General features: G+C 64.2%; 26 protein-coding genes, 1 tRNA gene and 1 pseudogene. 16 read left to right on the top strand and 12 right to left on the bottom strand.

Annotated features, from left to right (window positions below; all coding sequences use genetic code 11):
• Window positions 1-24: 24 nt before the first annotated feature.
• Complete coding sequence (locus RMO89_RS03220; protein WP_310531180.1) at window positions 25-519, bottom strand: DUF192 domain-containing protein; 495 nt, start codon at window positions 517-519, stop codon at window positions 25-27.
• Window positions 519-1,070, bottom strand: a complete 552-nt coding sequence (locus RMO89_RS03215; RefSeq protein WP_310531178.1) for a RecX family transcriptional regulator — start codon at window positions 1,068-1,070, stop codon at window positions 519-521. The genes RMO89_RS03220 and RMO89_RS03215 overlap by 1 nt, the downstream gene beginning before the upstream one ends.
• Window positions 1,071-1,215: 145 nt before the next feature.
• Here RMO89_RS03215 and RMO89_RS03210 point away from each other — a divergent pair, with 145 nt between their 5' ends.
• Window positions 1,216-2,955 (top strand): fatty acyl-AMP ligase, encoded by a 1,740-nt coding sequence (locus tag RMO89_RS03210; protein WP_310531177.1) that lies wholly within the window; start codon window positions 1,216-1,218, stop codon window positions 2,953-2,955.
• A gap of 30 nt (window positions 2,956-2,985) precedes the next feature.
• Here RMO89_RS03210 and RMO89_RS03205 read toward each other — a convergent pair whose 3' ends face one another.
• Entirely contained in the window at window positions 2,986-4,263 is a 1,278-nt protein-coding gene (locus RMO89_RS03205) for an MFS transporter (protein ID WP_310531176.1), read from the bottom strand.
• Window positions 4,264-4,378: 115 nt separating this feature from the next.
• On the opposite strand from RMO89_RS03205, the gene RMO89_RS03200 reads away from it, so the two are divergent.
• Window positions 4,379-4,630 (top strand): hypothetical protein, encoded by a 252-nt coding sequence (locus RMO89_RS03200; RefSeq protein WP_310531175.1) that lies wholly within the window; start codon window positions 4,379-4,381, stop codon window positions 4,628-4,630.
• 12 nt (window positions 4,631-4,642) lie between these two features.
• Here the strand turns inward: RMO89_RS03200 and RMO89_RS03195 are convergent, their stop codons facing one another.
• On the bottom strand, window positions 4,643-5,503 hold the full coding sequence (locus RMO89_RS03195) for a hypothetical protein (protein WP_310531174.1): 861 nt from the start codon (window positions 5,501-5,503) through the stop codon (window positions 4,643-4,645).
• A 155-nt stretch (window positions 5,504-5,658) separates the two neighbouring features.
• Between RMO89_RS03195 and RMO89_RS03190 the strand changes: the two genes are divergently transcribed.
• The 3 genes from RMO89_RS03190 to RMO89_RS03180 are packed head-to-tail and all read left to right on the top strand — an operon-like array spanning window position 5,659 to window position 7,920.
• Window positions 5,659-6,864, top strand: coding sequence for a toxic anion resistance protein (locus RMO89_RS03190; RefSeq protein WP_310531173.1), 1,206 nt, complete (start codon window positions 5,659-5,661; stop codon window positions 6,862-6,864).
• Window positions 6,865-6,868: 4 nt separating this feature from the next.
• Window positions 6,869-7,624, top strand: a complete 756-nt coding sequence (locus RMO89_RS03185) for a hypothetical protein (RefSeq protein ID WP_310531172.1) — start codon at window positions 6,869-6,871, stop codon at window positions 7,622-7,624.
• Complete coding sequence (locus RMO89_RS03180) at window positions 7,624-7,920, top strand: polyhydroxyalkanoic acid system family protein (RefSeq protein WP_310531171.1); 297 nt, start codon at window positions 7,624-7,626, stop codon at window positions 7,918-7,920. Before RMO89_RS03185 ends, RMO89_RS03180 begins: the two co-directional genes overlap by 1 nt.
• A gap of 22 nt (window positions 7,921-7,942) precedes the next feature.
• Here RMO89_RS03180 and RMO89_RS03175 read toward each other — a convergent pair whose 3' ends face one another.
• The 4 genes from RMO89_RS03175 to RMO89_RS03160 all read right to left on the bottom strand — a co-directional run bounded on the left by RMO89_RS03175 (window position 7,943) and on the right by RMO89_RS03160 (window position 12,215).
• Entirely contained in the window at window positions 7,943-9,331 is a 1,389-nt protein-coding gene (locus RMO89_RS03175) for an aromatic ring-hydroxylating dioxygenase subunit alpha (protein ID WP_310531170.1), read from the bottom strand.
• Window positions 9,332-9,465: 134 nt separating this feature from the next.
• On the bottom strand, window positions 9,466-10,257 hold the full coding sequence (locus RMO89_RS03170) for an SDR family oxidoreductase (RefSeq protein WP_310531169.1): 792 nt from the start codon (window positions 10,255-10,257) through the stop codon (window positions 9,466-9,468).
• Between the two features lie 2 nt (window positions 10,258-10,259).
• Window positions 10,260-11,402, bottom strand: coding sequence for a sulfotransferase (locus RMO89_RS03165; protein WP_310531168.1), 1,143 nt, complete (start codon window positions 11,400-11,402; stop codon window positions 10,260-10,262).
• Between the two features lie 9 nt (window positions 11,403-11,411).
• The gene (locus RMO89_RS03160; protein WP_310531166.1) at window positions 11,412-12,215 is read right to left on the bottom strand and encodes an SDR family NAD(P)-dependent oxidoreductase; all 804 of its coding nucleotides are present in this window, start codon (window positions 12,213-12,215) and stop codon (window positions 11,412-11,414) included.
• A 175-nt stretch (window positions 12,216-12,390) separates the two neighbouring features.
• Between RMO89_RS03160 and RMO89_RS03155 the strand changes: the two genes are divergently transcribed.
• Genes RMO89_RS03155 through RMO89_RS03115 form a run of 9 tightly spaced genes read left to right on the top strand, consistent with a single transcriptional unit; the run spans window position 12,391 to window position 19,545 of the window.
• Window positions 12,391-12,915 carry a hypothetical protein gene (locus RMO89_RS03155; RefSeq protein ID WP_310531165.1) on the top strand — a complete coding sequence of 175 codons (525 nt, stop codon included), beginning with the start codon at window positions 12,391-12,393 and terminating at the stop codon, window positions 12,913-12,915.
• Window positions 12,916-12,919: 4 nt separating this feature from the next.
• Window positions 12,920-13,720: an SDR family oxidoreductase gene (locus RMO89_RS03150; protein WP_310531164.1), complete on the top strand. Its 801-nt coding sequence runs from the start codon at window positions 12,920-12,922 to the stop codon at window positions 13,718-13,720.
• On the top strand, window positions 13,713-14,921 hold the full coding sequence (locus tag RMO89_RS03145) for a sulfotransferase (RefSeq protein ID WP_310531163.1): 1,209 nt from the start codon (window positions 13,713-13,715) through the stop codon (window positions 14,919-14,921). The genes RMO89_RS03150 and RMO89_RS03145 overlap by 8 nt, the downstream gene beginning before the upstream one ends.
• The gene (locus RMO89_RS03140; RefSeq protein WP_310531162.1) at window positions 14,918-15,916 is read left to right on the top strand and encodes an alcohol dehydrogenase catalytic domain-containing protein; all 999 of its coding nucleotides are present in this window, start codon (window positions 14,918-14,920) and stop codon (window positions 15,914-15,916) included. The genes RMO89_RS03145 and RMO89_RS03140 overlap by 4 nt, the downstream gene beginning before the upstream one ends.
• Before the next feature lie 13 nt (window positions 15,917-15,929).
• Window positions 15,930-16,328 carry a carboxymuconolactone decarboxylase family protein gene (locus RMO89_RS03135; protein WP_310531161.1) on the top strand — a complete coding sequence of 133 codons (399 nt, stop codon included), beginning with the start codon at window positions 15,930-15,932 and terminating at the stop codon, window positions 16,326-16,328.
• A 2-nt stretch (window positions 16,329-16,330) separates the two neighbouring features.
• Window positions 16,331-17,185 carry an SDR family oxidoreductase gene (locus tag RMO89_RS03130; protein ID WP_310531200.1) on the top strand — a complete coding sequence of 285 codons (855 nt, stop codon included), beginning with the start codon at window positions 16,331-16,333 and terminating at the stop codon, window positions 17,183-17,185.
• 15 nt (window positions 17,186-17,200) lie between these two features.
• Window positions 17,201-17,629: an OB-fold domain-containing protein gene (locus RMO89_RS03125; RefSeq protein WP_310531160.1), complete on the top strand. Its 429-nt coding sequence runs from the start codon at window positions 17,201-17,203 to the stop codon at window positions 17,627-17,629.
• A 3-nt stretch (window positions 17,630-17,632) separates the two neighbouring features.
• Window positions 17,633-18,802 (top strand): thiolase family protein, encoded by a 1,170-nt coding sequence (locus RMO89_RS03120; RefSeq protein WP_310531159.1) that lies wholly within the window; start codon window positions 17,633-17,635, stop codon window positions 18,800-18,802.
• Window positions 18,802-19,545, top strand: a complete 744-nt coding sequence (locus RMO89_RS03115) for an SDR family oxidoreductase (RefSeq protein WP_310531158.1) — start codon at window positions 18,802-18,804, stop codon at window positions 19,543-19,545. Before RMO89_RS03120 ends, RMO89_RS03115 begins: the two co-directional genes overlap by 1 nt.
• A gap of 10 nt (window positions 19,546-19,555) precedes the next feature.
• Here the strand turns inward: RMO89_RS03115 and RMO89_RS03110 are convergent.
• Window positions 19,556-19,631: transfer RNA gene (locus RMO89_RS03110), tRNA-Val, on the bottom strand.
• A 110-nt stretch (window positions 19,632-19,741) separates the two neighbouring features.
• Between RMO89_RS03110 and RMO89_RS03105 the strand changes: the two are divergent.
• Both RMO89_RS03105 and RMO89_RS03100 read left to right on the top strand, forming a co-directional pair.
• A pseudogene (locus RMO89_RS03105) lies at window positions 19,742-20,331 on the top strand (SUMF1/EgtB/PvdO family nonheme iron enzyme); the annotation flags it as partial.
• A gap of 148 nt (window positions 20,332-20,479) precedes the next feature.
• A complete protein-coding gene (locus RMO89_RS03100; protein WP_310531157.1) occupies window positions 20,480-20,719 on the top strand; it encodes a hypothetical protein in 240 nt (79 codons plus the stop codon).
• Between the two features lie 11 nt (window positions 20,720-20,730).
• Here the strand turns inward: RMO89_RS03100 and RMO89_RS03095 are convergent, their stop codons facing one another.
• The 3 genes from RMO89_RS03095 to RMO89_RS03085 form a co-directional block, all read right to left on the bottom strand.
• Window positions 20,731-21,201 (bottom strand): low molecular weight protein-tyrosine-phosphatase, encoded by a 471-nt coding sequence (locus RMO89_RS03095; RefSeq protein ID WP_310531156.1) that lies wholly within the window; start codon window positions 21,199-21,201, stop codon window positions 20,731-20,733.
• Window positions 21,202-21,353: 152 nt separating this feature from the next.
• Complete coding sequence (locus RMO89_RS03090) at window positions 21,354-22,334, bottom strand: MarR family transcriptional regulator (RefSeq protein WP_310531155.1); 981 nt, start codon at window positions 22,332-22,334, stop codon at window positions 21,354-21,356.
• Between the two features lie 74 nt (window positions 22,335-22,408).
• Complete coding sequence (locus RMO89_RS03085; RefSeq protein ID WP_310531154.1) at window positions 22,409-23,698, bottom strand: adenylosuccinate synthase; 1,290 nt, start codon at window positions 23,696-23,698, stop codon at window positions 22,409-22,411.
• Between the last annotated feature and the right edge of the window lie 3 nt (window positions 23,699-23,701).

Raw genomic sequence — 23,701 nt, 5'->3', positions numbered from 1 at the left:
CGGCAAGAGGCTGGGAAGCGAACCTCACCACTCAACCTTGTCGCCGGGCGCAATGCCCAGCTGCGCGGCGCGGCCCCCGTTCAGTTCCAGCACGGCAATCACCCGGCCATTCGAATAGAGCGGCGTCTCGTCATAAGGCACGGCCTGCGCCGCGATGTTGAGAATCTTGTGGTCAGTCCCGACAAAGATCAGATCAAGCGGGATCACCGTGTTGCGCATCCAGAACGAGGCCATTTTCGGCGGGTTCATCGGGAAGATCATGCCTTCGTCGGCGCCCATTGCCGTGCGGAACATCAGTCCCTTCGCCTGCTCCTCGGTGGTGCCGGCAACTTCGACCTTGAAGGCGTGCTTCGCCTTCGCCGAGGTAACGGTAAGCGAGACCACGGCGAGGCCCGAGGTGGGATGGCGCGTGCCGGCAGCGGGAGCGCTAGTTTGAGCGCTTTGCGCGCCTTCGCTCTTGCCCGAGGAACAAGCGGCGAGCGTTACGGCCAGAACGGTGGCGAGAGCGGAAAAGCGCATCAATAATCCTCTTCCTCGCCGGCCCAGCGCTCGGCGGCATCGATGGAGGCGGCATTGACCAATTCGCGCGCCATGTCGAGGGGGTGGCCAGCGCGCAGCATGGCCGAGAGCTGCTTTTCGCGGACGGCGCGGTCCTGCGCCCCGTCCCCGAACGGACCGAACTTGCGGCGTTTGAGCAAGGCGAGCGCGGCGCGGCGTTGTTCCGCCTTGCCGGCGCGGACCTCGTCACGCAGATCAGCGGCGATGCCGGCGGCGTTCAGCGCCTGATCGACCCGCCGCGTGCCATAGCCGCGCCGCATCAGGCTGCCGCTCTTGGCGCGGGCATAGTCGGCATCGTCGACATAGCCGAACTCGACCATGCGGTTAACCACGCTATCGATCGGTGGGGGCCCTTCCCCCTCCCAGCCGCGTTCGCGCAATTTGCGCCGCAGATAGGCCTCCAACTTGGCCGCAGACGTAGCGAAACGGGCGACATAGGACAGCGCAAATTCATCGAGTCGCGCGCCGTCGAGCGGTGGTGGCGGGCGTTTCTGGCGGGGACTTTGCCTCATTTCGCCATAATCGTGCCACAAAGCTTACCGATTGGGGAAGCCCGCATACAGCTCAGGGGGACATGGCAATGCGCGGTTCATGCGGCACGCCTATAGGCGGTCCGGACTATTGCCTTGGTACGCAACAGAAAACGGGTACGCACGAATGACGGACACCTTGCTGGTGCCGACGCCGAACAACGATGATCAGCCGCAGCGCTTGGCCGATTTTCATACTTTCGGCGAGGCCATCGACTATGCCGCACGTGGCAAAAAGGGGATGAATTTCCACGATGCCCGTGGAAATCTTGCCCGCGTCTATCCTTTCTCGGAACTGCGCGAAGATGCGTTGGTCGCCGCGCGCCGCCTGATCGCCAAGGGCATTGTCCCCGGTGACCGGATCGCCCTGATCGCTGAAACCGGTCCCGAATTCGCCGCCCTGTTCTGCGGCGCGGTCTATGCTGGTGCCTGGCCGGTGCCGCTGCCGCTGCCAACCAGCTTTGGCGGCAAGGAAAATTACATCGAACAGCTTGTCGTCCAGCTGCAAAGCTCGGACCCCAAGGTGCTGTTCTATCCCGCCGAGATTGGCGAGATGACCGGCGCGGCGGCGGCGCGGCAAGGCTGCGAAGGGCAATCGTGGGAAGACTTCGCGCTGACCGAAGCGCCCGATTGCGTTTTGCCCGAAAGCAGGCCGGACGACATCTGCTACCTGCAGTATTCCAGCGGATCGACCCGCTTTCCGCACGGCGTTGCGGTAACGCACGAAGCCCTGCTCAACAATCTTGGCGGCCATAGCCACGGCATGAAGCTGGGGCCGGATGACCGCTGCATTTCGTGGCTGCCGTGGTATCACGACATGGGCCTGGTCGGCTGCTTCCTGTCGATGATCGCCAACCAGATTTCGGTCGATTACCTCAAGACCGAGGACTTCGCCCGCCGCCCGCTGGCCTGGCTGGATATGATCAGCCGCAATCCGGGCAATTCTTGCTCTTATTCACCCACATTCGGCTACGACATCTGCGCCCGCCGCATCTCCAGCCAGACCCATGTGGCCGAACGCTTCGACCTGTCGCGCTGGCGCATCGCCGGCAATGGCGCCGACATGATCCGGCCTGACGTGATGCAGAGCTTCGTCAATGCCTTCGCCGATGCCGGGTTCAAGGCCAGCGCTTTTCTGCCGAGCTACGGCCTCGCCGAAGCGACTCTGGCCGTCACCATCATGCCGCCGGGCGAGGGAATTCGCGTCGAACTGGTCGAGGAAGAGCGCCTGTCTGGCTGCAAGCGCGATCTGTCGCGCCCGGCCCGCTACCGCGCCATTGTCAATTGCGGCAAGGCCGTGAAGGACATGGACCTCGAAATTCGGGGCGAAAAGGGCCAGGCGCTGGCCGACCATCACATCGGCAAGGTGTGGTGCCGGGGCCCATCGGTGATGCATTCGTACTTCCGCGATCCCGAAGCAACGGCGGAATGCCTCGTTGATGGCTGGCTCGATACCGGTGACATGGGCTATATGGTCGATGGCTACCTGTTCATCGTCGGCCGGGCGAAGGACATGATCATCATCAACGGCAAGAACCACTGGCCGCAGGATATCGAATGGGCGGTGGAACAGCTGCCCGGGTTCAACCACGGCGACATTGCTGCCTTCTCGGTTGAGAGCGAAAACGGCGAGGAAGTGCCTGCCGTGCTGGTCCATTGCCGCGTGTCCGACCCCGAAGAGCGCGTGCGCCTGCACACCACGATCCGCGACAAGGTGCGTTCGATCACCGGCATGAACTGCGTGGTCGAACTGGTCCCGCCGCGCACCCTGCCGCGCACCAGTTCGGGCAAGCTCAGCCGGGCCAAGGCGAAGAAGCTTTACCTGTCGGGTGAGATCGAGCCGTTCAAGCTGCTGCAGGCGGCCTGATCTGCCTGATCAGCGCCAGCGCCTGAACGTTCAGGCGAATTCTTCGGCCAACGCGTCTTCCTGCGCCTTCCAGCGCGGCGCGCTTGGCAGGACGATGAGCATCAGCCCGCCGATGACGCAGCCGATCACGCCGAGCATCAGGAAGCTGTCGTAGCTGCCCGAGGTGTCATAAAGCCGTCCGGCAATCAGCGGCCCCAGCGCGGTGGCAAAGGTGATGATCGCCGAGATCGTGCCATAGATCTTGCCGAAGTTGCGCATCCCGCCATATTCGGCGGCGAAGAACAGCGTGATGTTGGTCTTGGTGCCGATAGCGTAACCGTTCACGACCAGCGCGAAGATCACCAGCGGCATCGAACGCGCACCTTCCATCAGCGGCGCGAAGGCTAGCGCGCAGGCGGCCAAGGTCAGGCCGCCAACCCAGTTCGGGCGGAACCGGTCGAGCATCCAGCCGGTCGCCAGCTTGCCGATCACCGCCGCCACTGCGGACACGATCATCAACTGCGCCGCATGTCCGCGCGAAATGCCGCTTTCGGTCAGGATCGGGAACAGGTGGACGGAGAAGCCCTGCGTGACCGCCATGACAATGAACGACGAAATCAGGATCATCCACAGCGCCGGGCTGCGAAATGCCTGCTTCACGGTCAGGCCGGGCACCGCCGCCTTGATCTCGGCGGTTTCGCGCATCTCGTCAGCCGTCTGCGAGCCGGGTTTGGCGTAGCCGTCCTTGAACAGGAAATAGCAGATGACAAAGGTCATCGAACCCCAGCCGAAGGCCAGCCAGACATAGGCCTGACGCCAGCCGTAATTTTCGATCAGCCAGTTGCCCAGCATGGGCACGACCCCTTGCGAAACCGCGGTTCCGGCGATCACCAGCCCCAGCGCCAGACCCCGCGAATGAGTAAAGCGGTGCGCGACAGCGGCTGACCAGACCGTGCTTTTCACCGTGACAAGGATCATGCCGAACACGATCCACAGCCCGATCCACATCTCGGTCGATCCCGACATCAGCCCGAAACTCGCCATGCCCAGCGTCGTCAGCACGATCCCCGGCAAGGCCAGCCGGCGCGATCCGTATTTGTCGATCAGGATACCGAAAAACGGCGACAATATTGCGGTGACAAAGGTTGCCACGGCAAGTCCGGCGGACAGCGTGGTTCGGCTCCAGCCGAATTCCTGGCCCAGCGGCTGCATGAAGATGCCCGCCGCTGACAGCATGACCGAGAACAGCGAAAAGCCGACCGACGCGGCGAAGACCACGCTCCAGCCCTTCGACCATTCCTCGCGCGCACTGAGTGCCCCGGTTGCCATGCTTCATCGTCTCCCTTTGGACTCGACGCTAGGGCAGGAATGGCGCGTGATAAAGCGGGGCGGCATCTTGGCGGCGATGCTTTGCAGGTGTAATCTTTGTGCGAGGGAGAGGGAAATGGCCGGAACAGGCACAAGATCGATCGACCGCGACAGGTACGATGTCCTCGTCGGCTGGAAGCATGCGGCCTTCGACGACCGGCTGATCCTGCACCTGCAGACGATGGAGGGCGCCAGCCGTGTCGAGACCAGCCATGTCGTGATGACCGCGCAGCAGGCGACTGTGCTGGCAAATTACCTGCTCAAGGTTGCCGGGGCGAGCCCGCCGCCGCGCCCGCGCAGCCGGCTGGAGCGCTGGTTCGGAAGTTAGGGCCAGCTTGGCCTAGAGCGACGCCCCCTGGTCTGCGACGATCCACTTGCCGTCGCGAAACCGGTAGACGTGCGGTGAAATGCAGCGCTCCGCCGCATTGCAATCTTCCTGCACCGCCTTGACCAGCTTTTCGAAGTCCGGTCCCGGCGGCGATAGCCCGACAATCACCAGCTGGTCCGTCGCCGCGGTGACGAACAGGTTCGGCCCCGCCTTCTCGGCCAACCACGCCCAGTCTTCGGTCAGGCCCAGCATCGAGCCCATGTACTGAGGCCCCTGAAAGCCGGTCCACTGCTTGGCGACGGCGGCGGAATCAGGCACCTTCGGCAGCAGGCTGCGGGTCTGCGGCTCGGCGATGAGCCAGGCGTCTTCCTCGCTGAGGCCAAGTTCCTTGAGCGTGGCGCTGCCGACCATCGATACCGAATCCTTCGAATCCGCCACCAGCACCTTGAACAGGTCACCGCCAATCGGGCGGACAAAGGCCAGCTTTTCGCCCTTCCGCTTCCGCCCCACCTCCGCGATCGCCGCGACATAATCCTTACCGCGCACGACATAGCGCAGCGAACGCGCCGTCGGCTTGTCACGCGGGGCAAGGGTCTTGGCGATGAAATCGGCGCGGGCGGCGGTGCAGTCTTCCTCGCTTGCCTGCTGACAAAAACGCCAGATGCGGTCGAAGAAGATCGTGAACTCGCTCTCCTTGCCCTTTTTCAAAACCACAAGCTTGAGCGGATCGACCGTATCGCGCCGCACTTCGCGGCCCGGCAGGGCTTGCTCAAGCCGCGCCGAAGCGTCCGCCGAAAACGCGTCGATCGTGGGCGGGGCGGCCTGCAACGGGGCGGCCAGAAGCGAGATCGGGAGAATGTAATACCAGCGCATTGCGCCAATGCTAACCGACTGTGCCGCCAAGGCAAGCGGGCGGAGTTTCCGGCGATCCGCTTGCGCTGCGTGTCTTGTTTGCATAATACAGCTTGAACTGCCGCGATGATCGACCCATGTTGGCATCGCAAACCTTGCAAGGGATTCCGACTGACATGGCCACCAAGCCGACTGCCACTGCCGAACCGGTCCTCGAGCTGACCCCGCCCGATCCCGTCCCCGTGGTCGCGCCGGAAAAGGCGGCGGGCTTGGTCCCGGTAACCGCCGAAAAGAAGTCCGCGCTTGAGGAAAAGGCCGAGACGTTCGTTGCCGACCTGATCGCGCAGGACGCCAACAGCCCGGAATTCGGCAAGCGTATCGACCAGCTGACCTCCATGGGCCGCAAGGAAATCGCCGCCGCCGCCGGCATGGCGAACCGTTTTCTTGATCGTCCGGTCCGCGCGATGGACAAGGATTCGGGCGTCGGCGCGAACCTTGCCGAACTGCGCAAGACGGTGGAGGAACTCGACCCAGGCAAGAACGGCAAGCTGTCCACGGGCCGCAAGATCCTTGGCATCATTCCCTTCGGCAATTCGATGAAGCGCTACTTCAATTCGTACCAGTCGGCGCAGACGCACATCCAGTCGGTGCTGGGCCACCTTTCGTCGGGCAAGGACGAACTGCTGATGGACAATGCCGCGATCGACGTGGAGCGACACAAGCTGTGGGAGGCGATGGGCAATCTGGAACAGATGATCCTCATCGCCCGAACGCTCGACAGCAAGCTGGAAGAGGCCGCGAACGATCTCGACCATACCGATCCGGCCAAGGCCAAGGCGGTCCGCGAATCGGCGCTGTTCTACACTCGCCAGCGCACGCAGGACCTGCTGACCCAGATGGCGGTGACCGTGCAGGGCTACCTCGCGCTTGATCTCGTCAAGAAGAACAACGTGGAACTGGTCAAGGGCGTCGACCGCGCCAGCACCACCACTGTCGGCGCGCTGCGCACCGCGGTTACGGTCGCACAGGCGATGACCAACCAGCGCCTCGTCCTGCAGCAGATCACCGCGCTGAACGAGACCACCGCCAACATCATCGATTCAACCGGCACCCTGCTGAAAGAGCAGACCGCCAAGATCCACGAACAGGCCGCCAGCTCGACCATCCCGATGGAAACGCTGCAGCGTGCCTTCCAGAACATCTATGAAACGATGGACAACATCGATACCTTCAAGGTGAAGGCGCTGGAATCGATGAAGCAGACCGTCACCACGCTGACCGCCGAAGTCGAGAAGTCGAAGGGCTACATCGCCCGGGCCGAAGGCGCCGCGCAGGCATCGAAGTCCGTCGAAGGCCCCAGCGTGCTGAGCCTGGAGGGCTGAGAACTTGGCCAGCCCATCGCAGGAATCGGACCGCATCCTTGCCGGCGCCCGCCAGTCGCTCGACCACCAGCGCGCGGGTGGACGCCGCGCTGGCTCAATCGGCCGGCAATCGGCCGCGCTGAAGCGCCAGCATCTGCTGCGCAAGCTGGGCCGCATGGGCATGGCCGTGCTCGCCGTATGGTTCGCCGCGATTGTCGCCGGGCTCGTGATCGACGGCATCGGCTGGACCGGCATCATCCTGACAATCATCGCCAGCTTCGTCGCCTTTGGCGTGTTCGCGCGTTATCCGAAGATGAAGGTGCCGACGCTGGGCGATCTCAACAAGGGCGACGTTAAGGCGCTTGTCGGCCGCACCGAACTCTGGCTTGAGGCGCAGCGCCCCGCCTTGCCCGCGCCTGCCGTGCAGCTGGTCGATACCATCGGACTGCAGCTTGATGCGCTGGGCAAGCAATTGCAGGAAATCGACCAGACCCATCCGGCGGCGGTTCAGGTGCGCAAGCTGGTGGGCGAACATTTGCCCGGCGTTGTGCAGGATTATCGCAAGATTCCGGCGCAGTTGCGGCAGGAAGACCGCGCCGGCTCCAGCCCGGACAAGCAGCTTGCCGAGAGCCTCGGCCTGATCAGCGGCGAGATTGACTCCGTCACTCGCCAGCTGGCCAGTGGTGCGCTTGACGACCTGGCGATCAAGACGCGCTACCTCGATTACAAATATGGCGCGGGAGTCGAGGGCGAGGATACCCCCGCTCTGCCGAGGCCCTAATGCGCGTTGCCATTCCGCATGGCCTTGGCCGCGAGGAAGTCCGCCGACGGATGCACGCCCGCGTTGGTGAACTCGCTGGCTTCATCCCCGGCGGCATGGCGCAAGTCGAGCCGTCATGGCCGAGCGAGGATCACATGGACCTCGTCATCACGGCGATGGGCCAGCAGGTCGGCGCAAAAATCGATATCGAGGATGCGCAGGTGGTCTGCCATATCGATCTGCCTCCGGCGCTGTCCTTCATCGAACCGCTGGTTCAGGGCGCGGTCGAGAAAACCGGGCGCAAGCTGCTGACCTGAGCAGCCGGCGCCCGAAGTTCGATCAGAAGTCGTAGTCGAAGAACTTGCCGTCGAAATTGCCCTTCAGCGTCGTGATCGCCGCCGCCAGCTTGTGCGGGTCGGCCCCCGCCAGATAGCCATCGATGATCCGCTGGTAATTGCTGATCAGGCCTTCCTTGTCATAGCTCAGCCGCATGAAATCAAAGCCGCTGGCATGCATGCCGAGCTGCTGGATCGGGATGTTCGAATAGTCCTGCCGCGGGATCGGCGGGAATTCCTGGCTGTCGTAAGGCAGCATGGTCATTTCCTGCGGCACCGCCGGTTCCTCACCCGGTGCGAAGGGAGCCAGCGCCCACAGCTCGAACAGGCAGGATTCCGGTCCCAGCGGACGGATGCGATAGGACGACATGGCCGAGAACATCGGCAGCAGGAAGTAGTGCGGGAACAGGAATTCCACCGCGTTGACCGGATCGTTCACCGCCGCGGCGTTGAGATCGGGGACCGGCACGCCCTTGGCGCTCAGCTGTTTGTGGACCTGATCGTTGATCATGCCGAAGAACATCATCACCGCCTGCGCGGGATCTTCGGGAAAGGGGGCATCAACCAACGGCCGGGCAATCTCGATCTCGCGCTTGTCGACCATGCCGGCCATGCCTTCGCTGAGCAGTTCGAGGTGTTCCATCTGGCTGACGATATTGTCACGCACGCTCATGTCCGGGTTGATCGGCAGGCCAATACCCCCGGTGTCGAAACCGTACATCGAATTGTAGAGCGCGGGCGCGGTGCGCTGCAGCTGGGGGTGCGTGCGCATCACGTGGTAGCCTTCCATGAAGGCCTCCATCGCGACCTTCCAGTTGGCCGGCAGCACCGTGCCGTACCACCATTCGGAGCGCAGGTTCTGCATCCCGTGGGCATCGAGCGCCTTCATCACCGGGCCAAGGCTCTCGGACAGCGAAGGGGCATCGTCATCGTGGTTGATGAAGGCGCAGCCGCCCGCCAGTTCAACCCGGCAGGGCTTCAGCGCCAGATCGGCCTGATCCAGCTGGCGTTCCTCGAACAGGTGGCGGCCATAGACGAAGGTGTTCTCACCCTCCATGTTCCAGCGCCAGCCGTGAAACGGGCAGATGAAGCCCTTGCCCTTGCAGTTGCCGTGGGTCTGGCCATCGTTGAGCGGGACGCCGCGGTGGCGGCAGGCGTTGTGATAGGCCTTCACCCCGTCCTTGGTGCGCACGACGATGACCGACTTGCCGAGGTTCGAATATTCGATCCAGTCGCCCACTTCGGGAATCAGCTCAAGCCGGCAGGCCATCTGCCAGACGTGCGGCCAGAGGTGCTCGACCTCGGCCTTGTAGAAATCCTCGTCGTAGTACCGCTGGGATGGAATGCGGTCCGGTTCGGTGATCTTCAACAGAACCTGCCTGATTTCGGCCATCTGAAATTCTCCCGGAGGTGTGGCTTATGCCTTGCTGACCGGTTGTATAGCGCGGATTTCCCGGCGCAACCGGCAAGGGCGGGCACCACGCAGAACCCGCGGGAAAATCGGCTGGGCGGTGTTAGGCTCCGGATTTACCCCGCAAGGTCGGGATCGGGTCCAGCGGCAAAGGCGGCGAGCTGCTCCTCGAAGCGGCGGCGGATCGGTTCGTCGCGGTCGAATGAGGTCAGGATATAGAACTGCCCCCGCTCGATCCCGCGCACGGCCATTTCGCCCGCAACCCCGGCATCGAGCCCGCCGGGCATCTTGCCGCCGGGGCGCAGATTACCGCCGATTTTTGCGGTGTTCTCCGGCAGGTTGGTCATCACCAGGCCCGGGCACATGAGCGACACCCCGACGCCGTGCGGCGCCATTTCAACCCGCAGCGTCTCGCTCAGCGAAACGACGGCATATTTGCTCGCCGAATAGGCCCCGGTCGTCGCCCGCTCGCTCGACAGGCCAGCCATTGAGGCGACGTTGAGGATGTGGCCGTGCCCCAGCGCACGGATCCCCGCGCCGAACGTGACGATCCCGTTGTAGACGCCGTAGAAGTTGATGCCGAAAATCCGCTCGAAGCTTTCAGGCACTGAATCGGCGAGTTCCATACCATCTGGCGCAATCCCGGCATTGTTCACCAGCAGGTCGACCGGCCCAAACACTTCCTCGGCCTTCGCCTTGGCCGCCTGCCACTGATCCCGGTCGCGCACGTCGAGCAGCACGCCGCGCAGGGAATTGCCGCGCGTCGCCAGCACTTCGGCCAGCGCGTCGGCGTTGATGTCGGCAATGGTCACGCGCACGCCGCGCTTCACCAGCACATCGGCAATACCCAGCCCAATGCCGCTGGCTCCACCGGTGATGAAGGCGTGATTGGCGCTGGAAAGATCCATGGTCAGACGTCCTTCACGGGGATGGAAAAGCGGTCGGTATAGTCCTTGAAATGATCGCGTACCCACTTGGCCGAAAGCCCGAATTCCTCAAGCGTGTAGCTGTGCTTGCCGTGCTTGTTCTGCGGATTGTAATCCATCATCGCCTGCATCCCGGCCTGCGCATCAGCGGTGAACTCCGTCCCGAACCGGTCATATAGCGCACGCATCGTGCCAAGCGGGTCGGCGATCTGGGCGGCGTACTGGATGTCGAATATGGCCTGCTCGCCGTGCTTGTCGCGGAAGGCGTTCTGGCGGGCGATCATGTGATCGAAAGTCTGCAGCAGGCACTCTGCAATCTCGCCCAGCTTCATGTCCTCGGTATAGATCGGCCGCACCGCCTTCAGCAGTGAGCAGGCCGAGCCGACCACCTCGACCGGATCACGGTGCGTCATCACCAGTTCGGCGTCGGGATAGACGGTGGTCAGCGCATCGAGGAAGAGCGGGTGCCACGGGTTCTTGAGCGTCCACTTGCCGCCCACGTTCTGCTGCAAAAGCTGCAGGATCTGCTTCTGGAAGCGGAAGGCCGGCACATAATCTGCACCGAAGAACCATTCGCGGTAGCTCGGGATGTTGACCTGCGAATCATAGATCTGCGAGCAGAACGACTGCGCCATCGCATACTGGTCCTCGCTGGGTGAATCGGCGTCCTCCCAGTGGATCGCGGCGATCTGCGGCATGTACTTCATCGCCATCTCGCCCTTGGCCAGTTCGGCAAGATAGCGCGGATCGGACTTGTAGTCGGGAGCCGCGGGCGGCATCGCATCGAGCGCTTCGAACCGGCGATAGCAGCGCCGCGCCGGATCGGCGGAAAGCAGGTTGATCGTCATCGTCGTGCCGGTGCGCGGCAGGCCGAAAACGAAAGTCGGCTTGTCGATCGACACTTCGAGCAGTTCAGGGTGCTGCTTGGCATAGTCCACCACCTTCATGCGGTTGGACAGGTAGCTGGTGATCGATTGCTCCCACATCGCCGCACCGCGTTCGGAAAGCCGCGCCTCCTCGTTCGAGGCCTTGACCAGCACTGGCAGGCCTTCAAGTTGCGAGGGATCGCCCAGGTCCTCAAGGCCGGTGGCGGCGCGGGCATTGGCGATGATCGTTTCGACTTCCATGGGCATTTCCTAGATCGTGAAAGAGTAGCCGCCGTTGACCGGATAGGTCTGGCCGGTGATCCAGCTGGCGGCATCGGAACAGAGAAACAGCACCATGGCCGCGACATCGTCAGCGGTGCCGTAACGGCGGATGACATATTGCGAGAGCTGCGCCTTCGACATCGGCGTCTCGAGAAATTCGGCGAGCTGTTCCTCGCCCATCGGCGGGGTCAGCGTGGAGAGTGAAACCGCATTGCTGGTGATGCCATAGCGCCCCGTTTCCTTAGCGATCGAGCGCACGAACCCAGCGGCTCCGGCCTTGGCAGCGGCATAGGCAGCCAGTCGCTGTTCGCCGAGCCGCCCGGAATCGGAGACAATGGTGACGATACGCCCGCCTTTGCCCGCCTCGACCATTGCTGGCAGCGCAACATGGCAGCAGTTCATCACGCCGTAGAGATTGGTGCCGAAAAAGCGCAGCCATTCGGCGGGATCGGCCTGCCAGAATTCGGGCGAGCGGCCCATCTTGTCGCTCGGCCCGGCCATGCCTGCGTTGTTGACCAGCAGGGTGATCGTGCCAAGTTCGGCGCTGGCCTTGTCAAACGCCGCTTTGACCGAGGCATAGTCGGAAACGTCTGCCTGAACAGCGACTGCCTTGCCCCCGGCGGAGCGGATTTCTTCAGCCACGGCCTCGGCACGGTCCAGCACGAAGTCATTCACCGCCACGGCTGCGCCATGATCGGCGAGCGCCAGCGCAATGCCGCGGCCCGCGCCCTGCCCGCTGCCGGTGACGAGGGCGGCGCGTCCGCTGAGGTCAAGGATGTCGCGTGCGGCCAATGGTCTCTCCCGCCGTTCTGAGGCCTTCGCGTTATTTCCCCGCCGTCGTGGCAAGGCAAGGCGGGCTGCACACGCCGGGGCGATGCCATGCGACAGCCCTGTCGCAATTTCTGCTTTGCCGGTTGCCATCTGGCAGAGCGTCATGATCCAATAAGGGCAACTGAAAGGGAGAGCCATGCCTGATAGGCCGCCACTGCTGCATCGCCCGGGCTCTGCCTTCGGCGCCGGAAACGGACTGCTGCGCGCCGAGCACTTCCAGATGGCATGGGCGACGAATGATCTGGATCAGGCTCGTGCGCTGATGGCGGAGCGGCTGGGAGTCCGCGACTGGACACCTATCGGCGGACCCAACCCGCAAGGCGGTGAAACGCAGGTGTTGCTCGCGTGGGTGGGCACCATGATGTACGAGCTGATCACGGCGACCGGCCCCGGCTCTGGCATCATCATGGACCGGTTGCCGGCGGGTGACGGGTTCGCGATGAAGCATCACCACCTCGGCTACCTGATCGCTGACGAGGCCGAATGGCAGGCGCTGGAGGCCGAAACCGCGCGCGCCGGCTTCACCATGCCGCACAAAAGCGTGAACGCCGGCTTCATCACCAGCTGCTTCGTCGACGTGCCCGAACTGGGGCATTACCTCGAATACATCATGCCCGAACCGGCAGGGATCGATTTCTTCAACTCCGTGGCAAGGAACTAGGACAATGGCCGCGACATTCGATTTCACCGGCAAGGTCGTGCTGGTTACGGGCGGCGGTTCAGGCATTGGCCTCGCGACCGCCACCGAATTTGCCCGCGCAGGCGCAAAGTTGGCCATCGCCGGGCGCAAGATCGACCGGCTCGAAGCAGCCGCAGCGACGTTGCGCGAGGCAACCGGCGCGGAGGTATTCTATCACGCCGCCGACGTGCGCGACATCGAACAGTGCCAATCCCTGATCGCAGCCGTCGCCGGCCATTTCGGGCGGCTCGACGTGCTGATCAACAACGCTGGCGGCGCGCGTCATGCGGCGCTCCGCAATGCCAGCCTTGAGACATGGCGGCAGGACCTGTCGCTTAATCTCGACAGCGCGTTCTTCTGTTCGCAGGCAGCTTACCCGCACCTCAAGGCAGCGGCGGCAGAGACGGGCCACGCCGCCGTGGTCAACATCTCCTCGCTCGCCGGAAACAACGGAACGATGGGCTGCGGGGCCTATTCGGCGGCCAAGGCTGGGTTGCAGATGCTGACTCGCGTCGCCGCTGCCGAGTGGGGTCCGAAGGGCATCAGGGTGAATGCAGTCGCCGCCGGGATGATCGCCACGCCGCTCGCCAAGGCCAACTGGGCCAAGGCCGGATTTGACGCCACAAAGGCCTGCGCTGCGTTCCCCCTGCGCCGCCCCGGCGAGCCCGAGGAAGTCGCGCAGGCGGTGCTGTTCATGGCGTCCTCCAGCGCCAGCTACATCACCGGCGAAACGCTGATCGTCGGCGGCGGGCCGCAGATCAAGGGTATGATCGACACCGATGACTGATCCGCATTCCCCTCCCCCGCGCTTTGCTGGCAGCGAGGCGCAATTGCACGAAGCGGCGGCAACGCTGATCGAGGGCTGGGCTGATTTCGGCGCGGGCGATTACCGGCGCGGGCTGGAGGTATTGCTCCATTCGATGGACTACGATCCGCGCTGGAGCGAGGAGGGACGGCGGCGCGGCTGGATGGGGCTCGCCTCGGTCCTCGCCGCGCGCGGTCATGCGGTGCGCGCCATGGCGCAGACGCCCGGTTGGGACGCCCACGCCATCACCGCGCCGATCATCATCACCGGCGTGCCGCGCACCGGGACGACCGCGCTGCACAAGCTGCTCGCGGTCGATCCGCAGTTCCAAGGCCTGCAGACCTGGATCACCGGCGCCCCCCAGCCGCGCCCACCGCTCGATACGTGGGAGGCCAATCCCCGCTTCCAGCGCTCGGTCGCCGAACTGGAAGCCCGCCACCGCGAAAAGCCCGCCGCACTCGCGGCCCATGCCATGGCCGCCGAGGAAGTCGATGAGTGCTGCCTGATCCTGCGGCAGGGTTTCGTCTCCAACCTGTTCACCTGCGGCTGGTCGGCGCAAAGCTATGACCTGTGGCGGCGTGAGCAAAGCGAGGCGCATTGCTACGCCCATTTCGAGCGCGTGCTGCGGCTGGTCGGCAGCAACGAAGTTGATTCCGAAGGTAATGGCAAACGCTGGCTGCTCAAGAACCCCGGCCATATCGAAAACCTCGATGCGCTGTTTGCGCAGTTCCCCGACGCGAAAGTCATCCAGACGCACCGCGATCCGGCCAAGGCGATCCCCTCGCTCTGCGCGCTGCTGATCGGCAACCATGCGCTGTTCGAGGAAGGCCGGATCGAGGAACGTGCATGGCAGATGGGCCTTGCCGAGACCGAGAAATGGGCGCGCGCCATCCGGCGTGCGGAGCCGGTGCGGCAGGCGCATGCCGGACAAGTGCTCGACGTGATCCACAGCGATTTCCACCGCAATCCGATCGGCACGGTCGAGCAGATCTACGCCTTTGCCGGGCTCACCCTTGGCGATGAAGTCCGCGCCGGAATGGCCGTGCGGATCGAGGAAAAGCCCGAACTGGCGCATGGCCCGCACCGCTATTCGCTGGAAGACTTCGGCCTGTCCGCCGGCCTCGTTCGCGAGGTATTTGGCGATTACGTCGAACGCTTCGACCTGCTGGAGAAGCGCGCATGAAGGCTGCGATCTATGCCGGCAAGGGCGGGCCAATCACCATCGAGGACCTGCCCGATCCCGTCCCCGGCGCGGGCGAGGTGGTCATCCGCGTCCATCGCTGCGGTCTGTGCGGCACCGACTTGTCGATGACCAAGGGCGAGCTATTCGACTTCGGGCAGGGCCAGTTCGGCCACGAATATGCCGGCGAAATTGTTGCGCTGGGCAAAGGGGTCGAAGGATTGCGGCTGGGGCAGAAACTGGCGGTAAATCCCTCTGGTGCCTGCGGGCATTGCGCCGGCTGCGCCGGCCATAACCACGTCATGTGCCGCGAAGCGCCGAGCGCCGCGCAGGGTTTTGCCGAATATGTCCGCTTCGCCGCGAACCTCGCCGTGCCGCTGCCTGACGTGTTGTCGCTGGCTGACGGCGCGCTGATCGAACCGCTCGCGGTGAGCCTCTACGGCCTGCGCCAGTCAGTCATCCGCGCAGGCGACCGGGTGGTCGTGCTCGGCGGCGGGACTGTAGCGCTTTACGCAATCTACTGGGCGAGGCGCATGGGCGCATCGAAGATCGTTGCCCTCTCCCGATCCGAACGCCGCCGCGACATGTGCCTTGCCATGGGAGCGGACGCCTTCGTCCCCTTCGGCGCGAACGAGGTCGGGGAGACCATCGAAGCGCTTGGCGGCCCGGCAGATATCGTCTTCGAATGCGTCGGCGCGGAGGGGATGCTGTCCAAGTCGATCCAGCACGCCAAGACCTACGGCAAGGTTGTCAGCCTCGGATTCTGCACGAAACCCGATCCCTTCATGCCCGCGCTGGCCGCCTACAAATGCGTCACCATGCAGTTCCTCGTCGGCTACGGCATGGACGAATTCCTCCACATCGCCCGCGAGATGGACAAGGGCCACGTTGACCCCAAGACCATCATCACCAGCGAAGTGCCGCTGATCGCCCTGCCGCAAACAATGGACCTGCTGCGCGGCGCCAACAACGAAACGAAGGTGCACGTGTTGTGCTGAAGGGATGCAAGCCATGAGCGACGCCGAAGCAAGGGGCCTCGCCCTGTTCGCCGAGATCTACGGCGAGGAAATGGCCGAAGGCACCCGCCGCATTTATGAGGAAGGCACCGCCTTCGGCTCGGAACAATCGCGCTGGACGATGGAATGGACCTTCGGTTCGGTCTGGGCGCGAGAGGGTCTGGCGCGCAAGATGCGGTCCTGCACCGTGCTCGGCATGCTGATCGCCCAAGGCGCCGCGGACGAGATCCGTTATCACACGCGGATGGGCCTGCGGAACGGCCTGACCCGCACCGAGATCGAGGAAATATTCTACACCGCATTTCCCTATTGCGGCTTCCCCAAGGCGGCGACGGCCAAGCGGGCGATGCTGCTGGGGTTCGAGGATTACGACAAGCAGGAACAAGGCAAGTGAGCATGCAACTCGACGGACTCCAACTTGATGGCTTGGGCTATCGCGGCAAGACCTGCGTCGTCACCGGCGGCGCATCGGGCATGGGCGAGCAGGTCGCGCGCATCCTCGGCGAACTTGGCGCGAAGGTGCACATCGTCGACATTGCCGAGCCCAAAGTACCTTGCGAAAGCTATACCCCGCTCGACCTGTCCGATTTCGATGCCGTGCGTGCCGCCGCCGAACAGCTAAAGGCCCTCGCCCCGATCCACTTCCTGTTCCCCTGCGCCGGCCTGCCGCCGATGGTGAAGGGGCCGCTCTATTGCATGCGGGTCAACTATGTCGGCACCCGGCTGTTTGTCGAAAGCCTGGAGCCCGCGCTGGCAGACGGTGCCAGCATCGCGCTGATATCGTCGGACGCGGCGATGGGCTGGATGAAGAACCTCGGCCAGTCCATGCAAATGCTCGCCATTTCCGATCCGGACGAGGCAATCGCATGGGTCGAGGCCGATCCTGAAAACCGCCTGCGCGACGGGTACACCACGTCAAAGGAAATGCTGGTCGTGTGGACCGCAAATGCGGCGGTGAAGCTCGGGCTGGAACGCCGCATCCGGCTGAACTGCATCGGACCCTGCCCCACCCGCACCGCCTTCATGGACGTGCAGGAGACCGCACTGCCCGACGGCTTCCTTGACAAGTGGCCCTACCCCTCGCTCGGGCGCATGGCGACGGCAGAGGATCAGGCCTGGCCGCTCGTGTTGCTGGGCAGTCCATTGAACGCTGCCATCACCGGCACATTCCTTTACACCGACCAAGGCTTTGCTACCGGCGTCTTCACCGGTGCGATCGACCCCGCCTTCATGAGCGGATCGAAGCTCTAATTTGCAGGATTCACAATGACCGAAACCAAGGCCGCACCGCCCGCTCCAAAACGCCCGCGCCCGCGCCTCGATGCGATCAACCGCCCGTTCTGGACCGGCGGCGCAGAGGGCAAACTCTACATCGCGCATTGCGGTGATTGCGGGGAATGGACGCATCCGCCGCGCGAATTCTGCCGGCACTGCCAGAGCGAGAATGTGTCGCCGCAGGCCGTTCCCGGCACCGGCGTGATCGATACGCTGACGGTCAATCACCAGCCGTGGATGCCCGGCCTGCCGGTGCCCTTCGTCATCGCCCGCGTGAAGCTGGATGGCGCGCCGGGCGTGGTCCTGACGACCAATGTGGTCGGCTCGCCGGTCGACGAGGTCGACTTTGACGACCGCGTCCGTGTCACATTCGAGGAACAGGACGGCATCTGGTTCCCCCTTTTCGAGAAGGAGGCCTGAGCCATGGCGCTGAAGCACGAAGCCTACATCACCGGCATTGGCCAGAGCGAAGTCGGCGTGCGGCTGGCCCGTTCGCCAATGGGCATCACGATGGATGCAATCAAGGCAGCCATGGCCGATGCCGGACTGACCTTTGACCAGATCGACGGGGTTGCTACCTATCCGGGGCGCATGGCCGGCTTCCTCGGCTTTTCGCCGATCGGCGTCGATGAAGTGATCGAAACCTGCGGCATCAAGGCGCGCTGGCACATGGGCGGCGGCGAGATTCCCGCCCAGCTTTCCGCCATTGCCGAAGCCGCCGACGCCATCCGCAATGGCCACGCGCGCCACGTGATCTGCTTCCGCACGGTCTATGAAGCCGCCGCCATGTCGCGGCCAGAGGAATTCCCGCCAGTCCGCCGCGAATTCGTCGAAGGCAGCTCGCAATGGACCGCGCCATACTTCGCGATTTCGGCGGCCTGCTGGGTGGCGCACTATGCCATGCGCCAGATGAAGCGCAACGGCATGACCCGCGAGCAGCTCGCGCAGATCGCGCTCAACGCCAACCGCAACGCACTGGACAATCCGAATGCGCGGGCGATCACCAAGAAGCCGCTGACGCTTGACGAGTATATGGAGGCGCGGCTGATCACGACGCCGTTCTGCCTCTATGATTGCGACCGGTTCAGCGATGCCTCGACCGTGCTGATCCTCTCGGCCGGCGATGCGCTCGACGAGGTCAAGACCACCCCGATCCGCGTCGCCGCCAGCGCGGGATCGGTGCACCGCTATTCGTGGGACCAGCCGGACTACATGGCAAGCTACGCCACCGGTCCCGACCTGTGGGCGCAGACCGACTACAAGCCCAGGGACGTTGGCACCGTCCAGTTTTACGATGGCTTCGCCTTCTTCCCGATTTCTTGGCTGGAAGCGCTGGGGTTCTGCGACATTGGCGCGGGGCATGAATTCATCGACGGCGGCACGCGGATCGCGCGCGACGGCGAACTGCCACTCAATACTGCCGGCGGACAGCTGGGCGCAGGACGGCTCCACGGTTTCGGCTTTGCCTATGAAGCGGCGCTGCAATTGCGCGGGGATGCCGGCGCACGCCAGATCCCCGGTGATCCGAAGGTGGCCGTGGCGACATCGGGCGGCGGTCCGCTCGCCGCCGCGCTGCTGCTGGCGCGCGACTGATGGGTGTGTTGGCGGGCAAGCGAGCGGTCGTCACCGGCGCGGCGAGTGGCATTGGCGCGGCCATCGCCCGGCGCTTTGCGGCTGAGGGTGCGAAGGTGATCCTGGCCGACATCGACGGCCCGGGCGTGGAAAAGCTCGCTGAAGAAATCAACCAGATCGCCTTCACTTGCGATGTTTCAAGCGTCAGCGAAATCGGCCGGCTCTTCGACCGTGCCAAAGACGAATGGGGCGCGCTCGACATTCTGGTCAACAATGCAGGTGTCACTCACGCCGCTGAGCTCGATGACCTGACCGAGGAAGCCTATGACCGCGTCATGGGCATTAACCTCAAGTCGATGGTCTTCGCCACGCAAGCCGCGGCGCGGCTGATGGAGCGCGGGGGATCGGTGATCAACATGAGCTCGGTCAATGCCGTGCTCGCGATTCCGACGCAAATTCCCTACGTGATTTCCAAGGGCGGCATCAGCCAGCTGACCACGGTCACCTCGCTCAGCCTCGCCCCGCGTGGTATCCGCGTCAATGCGATCGGGCCGGGCACGATCCTCACCGAAATGGGCAAGGCGTTCCTTAACGACGAAGCCGCGGTGAAGCGCGTGATGAGCCGCACGCCCCTCGGCCGCGCTGGCGAGCCCGAAGAGGTCGCCGATGTCGCGGTATTCCTCGCCGGTGAGCAATCGAGCTACATCACCGGCCAGACAATCTATTGCGATGGCGGGCGGCTGGGCCTCAACTACACGGTATGAGGCCGGTGCATGGTGGGCGCTGACGGGCTCGAACCGCCGACCCTCTCGGTGTAAACGAGATGCTCTACCAACTGAGCTAAGCGCCCATGCACCGGTAAGCCGCGCTATTGAGAGGTTTTTGGCGGCGCGTCAACCGGGTTAAGAGAGGCAGAAGCGGTCTTCAAATACGCTGGCCGAAACAGCGCCTGACCCCAAGGACCATCCGGTCGTGCTGGTCGCATGGAGCGATGCCGAGGCCTATGCCGATTGGGCGGCCAAGGCCCTGCCCACCGAGGCGGAGTTCGAATATGTGGCGCGCGGCGGGCTGGAAGGCAGCGACTATGCCTGGGGCGACGAACTGGCCCCCGGCAGACAGATGATGGCCAATTACTGGCAGGGGCCGTTCCCGTTTTCCAACACCAGACCTGACGGTTGGGAGCGCACCTCGCCAGTTCGCAGCTTCCCGCTGAACGGCTATGGGCTGTTCGACATGATCGCCGATACCTGGGAATGGACCGCCGATTGGCGGAGCGAGCGCCCGCAGACCCTGGCCAAGATGCGCGGCGATGCCTGCTGCACGCTCGACAAACCCAGAGGCGGCAAATTGCCTGCCAGCTTTGATCCGGCCCAGCCGCAGGTCAGGATCGGCCGCAGGTCAGGATCGGCCGCATGGTGCTCAAGGGCGGATCGCACCTCTGCGCGGAAAACTATTGCCAGCGCTATCGCCCCGTCGCGCGGCATACCGAAATGATCGACTCCGCCACGAACCCCATTGGTTTCCGGTGCGTAGTGCGGAAAAAGGGCTGAGGGCGTAGGGCTGTTTGCGCTGGCCGGGCAGTTGGGCGGCTCGCTTTCCCCGCCTTTTGTCCGCGATCTATTGAAAACACACGATTGGTTTGTGCTGTAGTGCGCTTTTCTGGGGCATCTGCACAAATTTTGGTTAGAGAGGGCCGCGATGGACCATGAACCGCTCCCGCTTGCCCTTGAACGCGCCCGCCGCGTGATGGAGCGCGTGCAGCAGGGACACGCGGTGAGCGCCTATGAGATGGCGCAAGCGCGTGAGACTTTTGAGCGCGCTTTGCAGGAATTGCAGCGCGGGCAGGCGGTACGGCGTGACAACCTGCTGATGGCAGCACTGGCGGGGGCGATGTGGGCTTCGTGGATCACCGGAACCGCAATCCTGCTTTGGGCCTGAGTGCTGGTTGGTCAGCGCTGATTGGCGATTTGGTCTACCAGAGCGCGGGCAGCGGCAAGGACATCAGACCATGTCTCCTCGAATCCGGCAGCATCGCCGAAATAGGGATCGGTCAGTGACTGCCCCTCACGCCCTGCGACGAGATCGAGCACCAGCGCCAGTTCCGCGGTCGCATTGGCCGGCTGCATCGCTTGCAGGTGTGCAAGGTTCTGGTGGTCGGCAGCGATGATCTTGGTGAAGCGCGTGAAGTCGGCGGGGCGGACCTGGCGGGCGCGGTATCCGGTGATGTCCTCACCGTGCCGCGCGGCGGTGGCGATGGCCCGGCTGTCTGGCGGCTCGCCCGAGTGCCAGTTGCCGGTTCCGGCGGAGTCGATCTCGATATCCAGCCCGGCCTCCCGTGCTGCTTTGCGCAAGGCGGCTTCGGCCAGCGGCGAGCGGCAGATGTTGCCCAAACAGACGAAGAGAGCGGAGGGGGTTGCCATGGCGAGGACCTAAGCCGCGTTCTGCATGTCAGGCAAGAAAAAGGGGGAGGAACAGGCCTGCGGGGCTGGCGCAGGAGGGGGACGTTCCTCCCCCGATGCCGTCCCCCGGAGTGAGGGGTGGGAGACGGCGGGCAGCTGGAAAAAAGGTGCAATCAGATCGGTCGGGCGGGCCCATCGTCAATCGCGGTAAAGAAGCGCGCCATGGCGTCGGCGGCGGCTTCGGTCAGTTCGATGAAGGCGCGGCGGCGGTCGCTCACGTCCTCGACCCGCACGAAGAGTCCGCAGGTGATCATCTGGCTGATCCAGCGCAGCGCGGTGGACGGCGGCACGCAGGCCGCGATGCACAGCGAGGTCACCGACACGCGCTTGTTTTCGCCGCGCGCGGCGGTGAGATCGAGCAGCATGTCCCAGGCCGGATCGGAAAACAGGTCGGCCCCGAAATAGCGCGCACGCTGTTGCCGCTGGCGCAGGATCGAGCGGACCATCGGCGCATGAGGAAGCGCCGGCCGGGCAGAGCGAAGCAGCGCCGTCTCGCTTTCCGAAGATCCGGCCCAGGCAAGAGCCGGCGAGCGCAGCGCAGAATCTCCGCCCTGTTGGAGCCCTTCGAGCCGCTGGGCGATGGCCTCCACCTGCTGGGTCAGCCGCATCAGCGCGAAACGGTCCGCCTCGGCAAGTTCGCGCACGCCGTGGCTCGGCGAAAGCGCCCGAACCCGGCCAAGCGCAATGACGAAATCGGTCCGCCCCGCATCCACCAGCAATTGCGCGCCGGACTGGTCGATACAGCCGAACACGGAGTCCAGCGCCTCCATCGATGTCGAAACAATCAGTTGGGCGCCGGACTGGTGAACCCGCATGTCGAGCCGGGCGAGGACGGCCAGCGTCTGGGCATCGGCGACAGGGCAATCGAAGACAATCACTTCGCCCAGCGGATGCGCGTCACCGCCCACCAGTGCCGCAATGCCTTGCGCCGAGGTGACATGATAGCCGGCGTTGACCGCATCTTCGCGCAATTGTGCGAGCACATGCGGCCGATCAGCAAAGACCGCGAGGCTCAGCGCCGCGCCGGCATCATTGGCGGCAAAGGCCTGCTCAAGATGGGCTGGCGCACTATGCGCGAAGGGGGCCTGCGACATGGTTCCGACTCCTGCTCGATATGAACAGGAGTAGAACAAACGCAGGCCGTGTCAAGAATGTTCTTGCTCTGATCTCAATCCGCAAACGGATCGCGGACCAGGATCGTGTCCTCACGCTGCGGCGAAGTGCTGACCAGCGCCACCGGCGTTTCGATCAGTTCCTGCACGCGCTGGATGTACTTCACCGCCTGCGCCGGCAGGTCGGCCCATGACCGCGCGCCGGCCGTGGTGCCGCTCCAGCCGTCCATTTCCTCGTAGATCGGCTCGACATTGGCCTGATCGGCGGCGTGGCTGGGGAAGTAGTCGAGCACCTTTCCATTCAGGCGATAACCGGTGCAGATCTTCACCGTCTCCATCCCGTCCAGCACGTCAACCTTGGTCAGCGCGATGCCGGTGACGCCCGAGATCGCGCAGGACTGGCGCACCAGCACGGCATCGAACCAGCCACAACGACGCTTGCGCCCGGTGACCGTGCCGAATTCATGGCCGCGCTCACCCAGCCGCTGGCCAACGGCGTCTTCCAGCTCGGTCGGGAACGGCCCGGCGCCAACGCGCGTGGTATAGGCCTTGACGATGCCGAGCACGAAGCCGGTGGCGCTGGGGCCTAGGCCCGAGCCCGATGCCGCCGTGCCGCTCACCGTGTTTGACGAGGTGACAAACGGATAGGTGCCGTGATCGACATCGAGCAGCACGCCCTGCGCGCCTTCGAACAGGATGCGCGCGCCGGCCTTTTTCACCGTGTTCAGCCGCTTCCACACCGGTTCGGCGAACTGCAGCACGGACGGGGCAATTTCCTTGAGATCAGCGATCAGCTTTGCCCGGTCGACCGGCGGCTGGCCGAACCCGGCGCGCAGCGCATCGTGGTGCGCGCAAAGTCGGTCAAACTGCGATTCCAGATCGTCAAGATGCGCGAGATCGCACACGCGGATCGCCCGGCGGCCGACCTTGTCTTCATAGGCCGGGCCAATGCCGCGTCCAGTGGTGCCGATCTTGCCCGATCCCGCAGCGGTTTCGCGCAGGCCATCAAGGTCGCGGTGAATCGGCAGGATCAGCGGGCAGTTATCGGCAATGGCGAAGTTGCTGGTGTTGATCACCACGCCCTGCCCTTCGAGCTTCGCGATCTCGTCCCGCAGGTGCCACGGATCGAGCACCACGCCGTTGCCGATGATCGACAGCGTGCCGGTGACGATGCCCGATGGCAAAAGGCTGAGCTTGTAGACCTGATCGCCGACGACCAGCGTGTGCCCCGCATTGTGCCCGCCCTGAAAGCGCACCACGGCGTCGGCCCGGCTGGCCAGCCAGTCGACAATCTTGCCCTTGCCTTCATCGCCCCACTGGGCGCCGATGACGGTGACGTTGGCCATGGT

This window comes from Novosphingobium sp., from assembly GCF_031424035.1.
In the GTDB taxonomy this organism is placed as follows: Bacteria; Pseudomonadota; Alphaproteobacteria; order Sphingomonadales; family Sphingomonadaceae; genus Novosphingobium.
This window is presented reverse-complemented; position numbering and strand designations above follow the sequence as displayed.

What these genes read in the sequence shown, in the direction of transcription:
- RMO89_RS03220 (WP_310531180.1), bottom strand. Translation starts at nt 519, where the DNA reads ATGCGCTTTTCCGCTCTCGCCACCGTTCTGGCCGTAACGCTCGCCGCT.
- RMO89_RS03215 (WP_310531178.1), bottom strand. Translation starts at nt 1,070, where the DNA reads ATGAGGCAAAGTCCCCGCCAGAAACGCCCGCCACCACCGCTCGACGGC.
- RMO89_RS03210 (WP_310531177.1), top strand. Translation starts at nt 1,216, where the DNA reads ATGACGGACACCTTGCTGGTGCCGACGCCGAACAACGATGATCAGCCG.
- RMO89_RS03205 (WP_310531176.1), bottom strand. Translation starts at nt 4,263, where the DNA reads ATGGCAACCGGGGCACTCAGTGCGCGCGAGGAATGGTCGAAGGGCTGG.
- RMO89_RS03200 (WP_310531175.1), top strand. Translation starts at nt 4,379, where the DNA reads ATGGCCGGAACAGGCACAAGATCGATCGACCGCGACAGGTACGATGTC.
- RMO89_RS03195 (WP_310531174.1), bottom strand. Translation starts at nt 5,503, where the DNA reads ATGCGCTGGTATTACATTCTCCCGATCTCGCTTCTGGCCGCCCCGTTG.
- RMO89_RS03190 (WP_310531173.1), top strand. Translation starts at nt 5,659, where the DNA reads ATGGCCACCAAGCCGACTGCCACTGCCGAACCGGTCCTCGAGCTGACC.
- RMO89_RS03180 (WP_310531171.1), top strand. Translation starts at nt 7,624, where the DNA reads ATGCGCGTTGCCATTCCGCATGGCCTTGGCCGCGAGGAAGTCCGCCGA.
- RMO89_RS03175 (WP_310531170.1), bottom strand. Translation starts at nt 9,331, where the DNA reads ATGGCCGAAATCAGGCAGGTTCTGTTGAAGATCACCGAACCGGACCGC.
- RMO89_RS03170 (WP_310531169.1), bottom strand. Translation starts at nt 10,257, where the DNA reads ATGGATCTTTCCAGCGCCAATCACGCCTTCATCACCGGTGGAGCCAGC.
- RMO89_RS03165 (WP_310531168.1), bottom strand. Translation starts at nt 11,402, where the DNA reads ATGGAAGTCGAAACGATCATCGCCAATGCCCGCGCCGCCACCGGCCTT.
- RMO89_RS03155 (WP_310531165.1), top strand. Translation starts at nt 12,391, where the DNA reads ATGCCTGATAGGCCGCCACTGCTGCATCGCCCGGGCTCTGCCTTCGGC.
- RMO89_RS03150 (WP_310531164.1), top strand. Translation starts at nt 12,920, where the DNA reads ATGGCCGCGACATTCGATTTCACCGGCAAGGTCGTGCTGGTTACGGGC.
- RMO89_RS03145 (WP_310531163.1), top strand. Translation starts at nt 13,713, where the DNA reads ATGACTGATCCGCATTCCCCTCCCCCGCGCTTTGCTGGCAGCGAGGCG.
- RMO89_RS03140 (WP_310531162.1), top strand. Translation starts at nt 14,918, where the DNA reads ATGAAGGCTGCGATCTATGCCGGCAAGGGCGGGCCAATCACCATCGAG.
- RMO89_RS03135 (WP_310531161.1), top strand. Translation starts at nt 15,930, where the DNA reads ATGAGCGACGCCGAAGCAAGGGGCCTCGCCCTGTTCGCCGAGATCTAC.
- RMO89_RS03130 (WP_310531200.1), top strand. Translation starts at nt 16,331, where the DNA reads ATGCAACTCGACGGACTCCAACTTGATGGCTTGGGCTATCGCGGCAAG.
- RMO89_RS03125 (WP_310531160.1), top strand. Translation starts at nt 17,201, where the DNA reads ATGACCGAAACCAAGGCCGCACCGCCCGCTCCAAAACGCCCGCGCCCG.
- RMO89_RS03120 (WP_310531159.1), top strand. Translation starts at nt 17,633, where the DNA reads ATGGCGCTGAAGCACGAAGCCTACATCACCGGCATTGGCCAGAGCGAA.
- RMO89_RS03115 (WP_310531158.1), top strand. Translation starts at nt 18,802, where the DNA reads ATGGGTGTGTTGGCGGGCAAGCGAGCGGTCGTCACCGGCGCGGCGAGT.
- RMO89_RS03100 (WP_310531157.1), top strand. Translation starts at nt 20,480, where the DNA reads ATGGACCATGAACCGCTCCCGCTTGCCCTTGAACGCGCCCGCCGCGTG.
- RMO89_RS03095 (WP_310531156.1), bottom strand. Translation starts at nt 21,201, where the DNA reads ATGGCAACCCCCTCCGCTCTCTTCGTCTGTTTGGGCAACATCTGCCGC.
- RMO89_RS03090 (WP_310531155.1), bottom strand. Translation starts at nt 22,334, where the DNA reads ATGTCGCAGGCCCCCTTCGCGCATAGTGCGCCAGCCCATCTTGAGCAG.
- RMO89_RS03085 (WP_310531154.1), bottom strand. Translation starts at nt 23,698, where the DNA reads ATGGCCAACGTCACCGTCATCGGCGCCCAGTGGGGCGATGAAGGCAAG.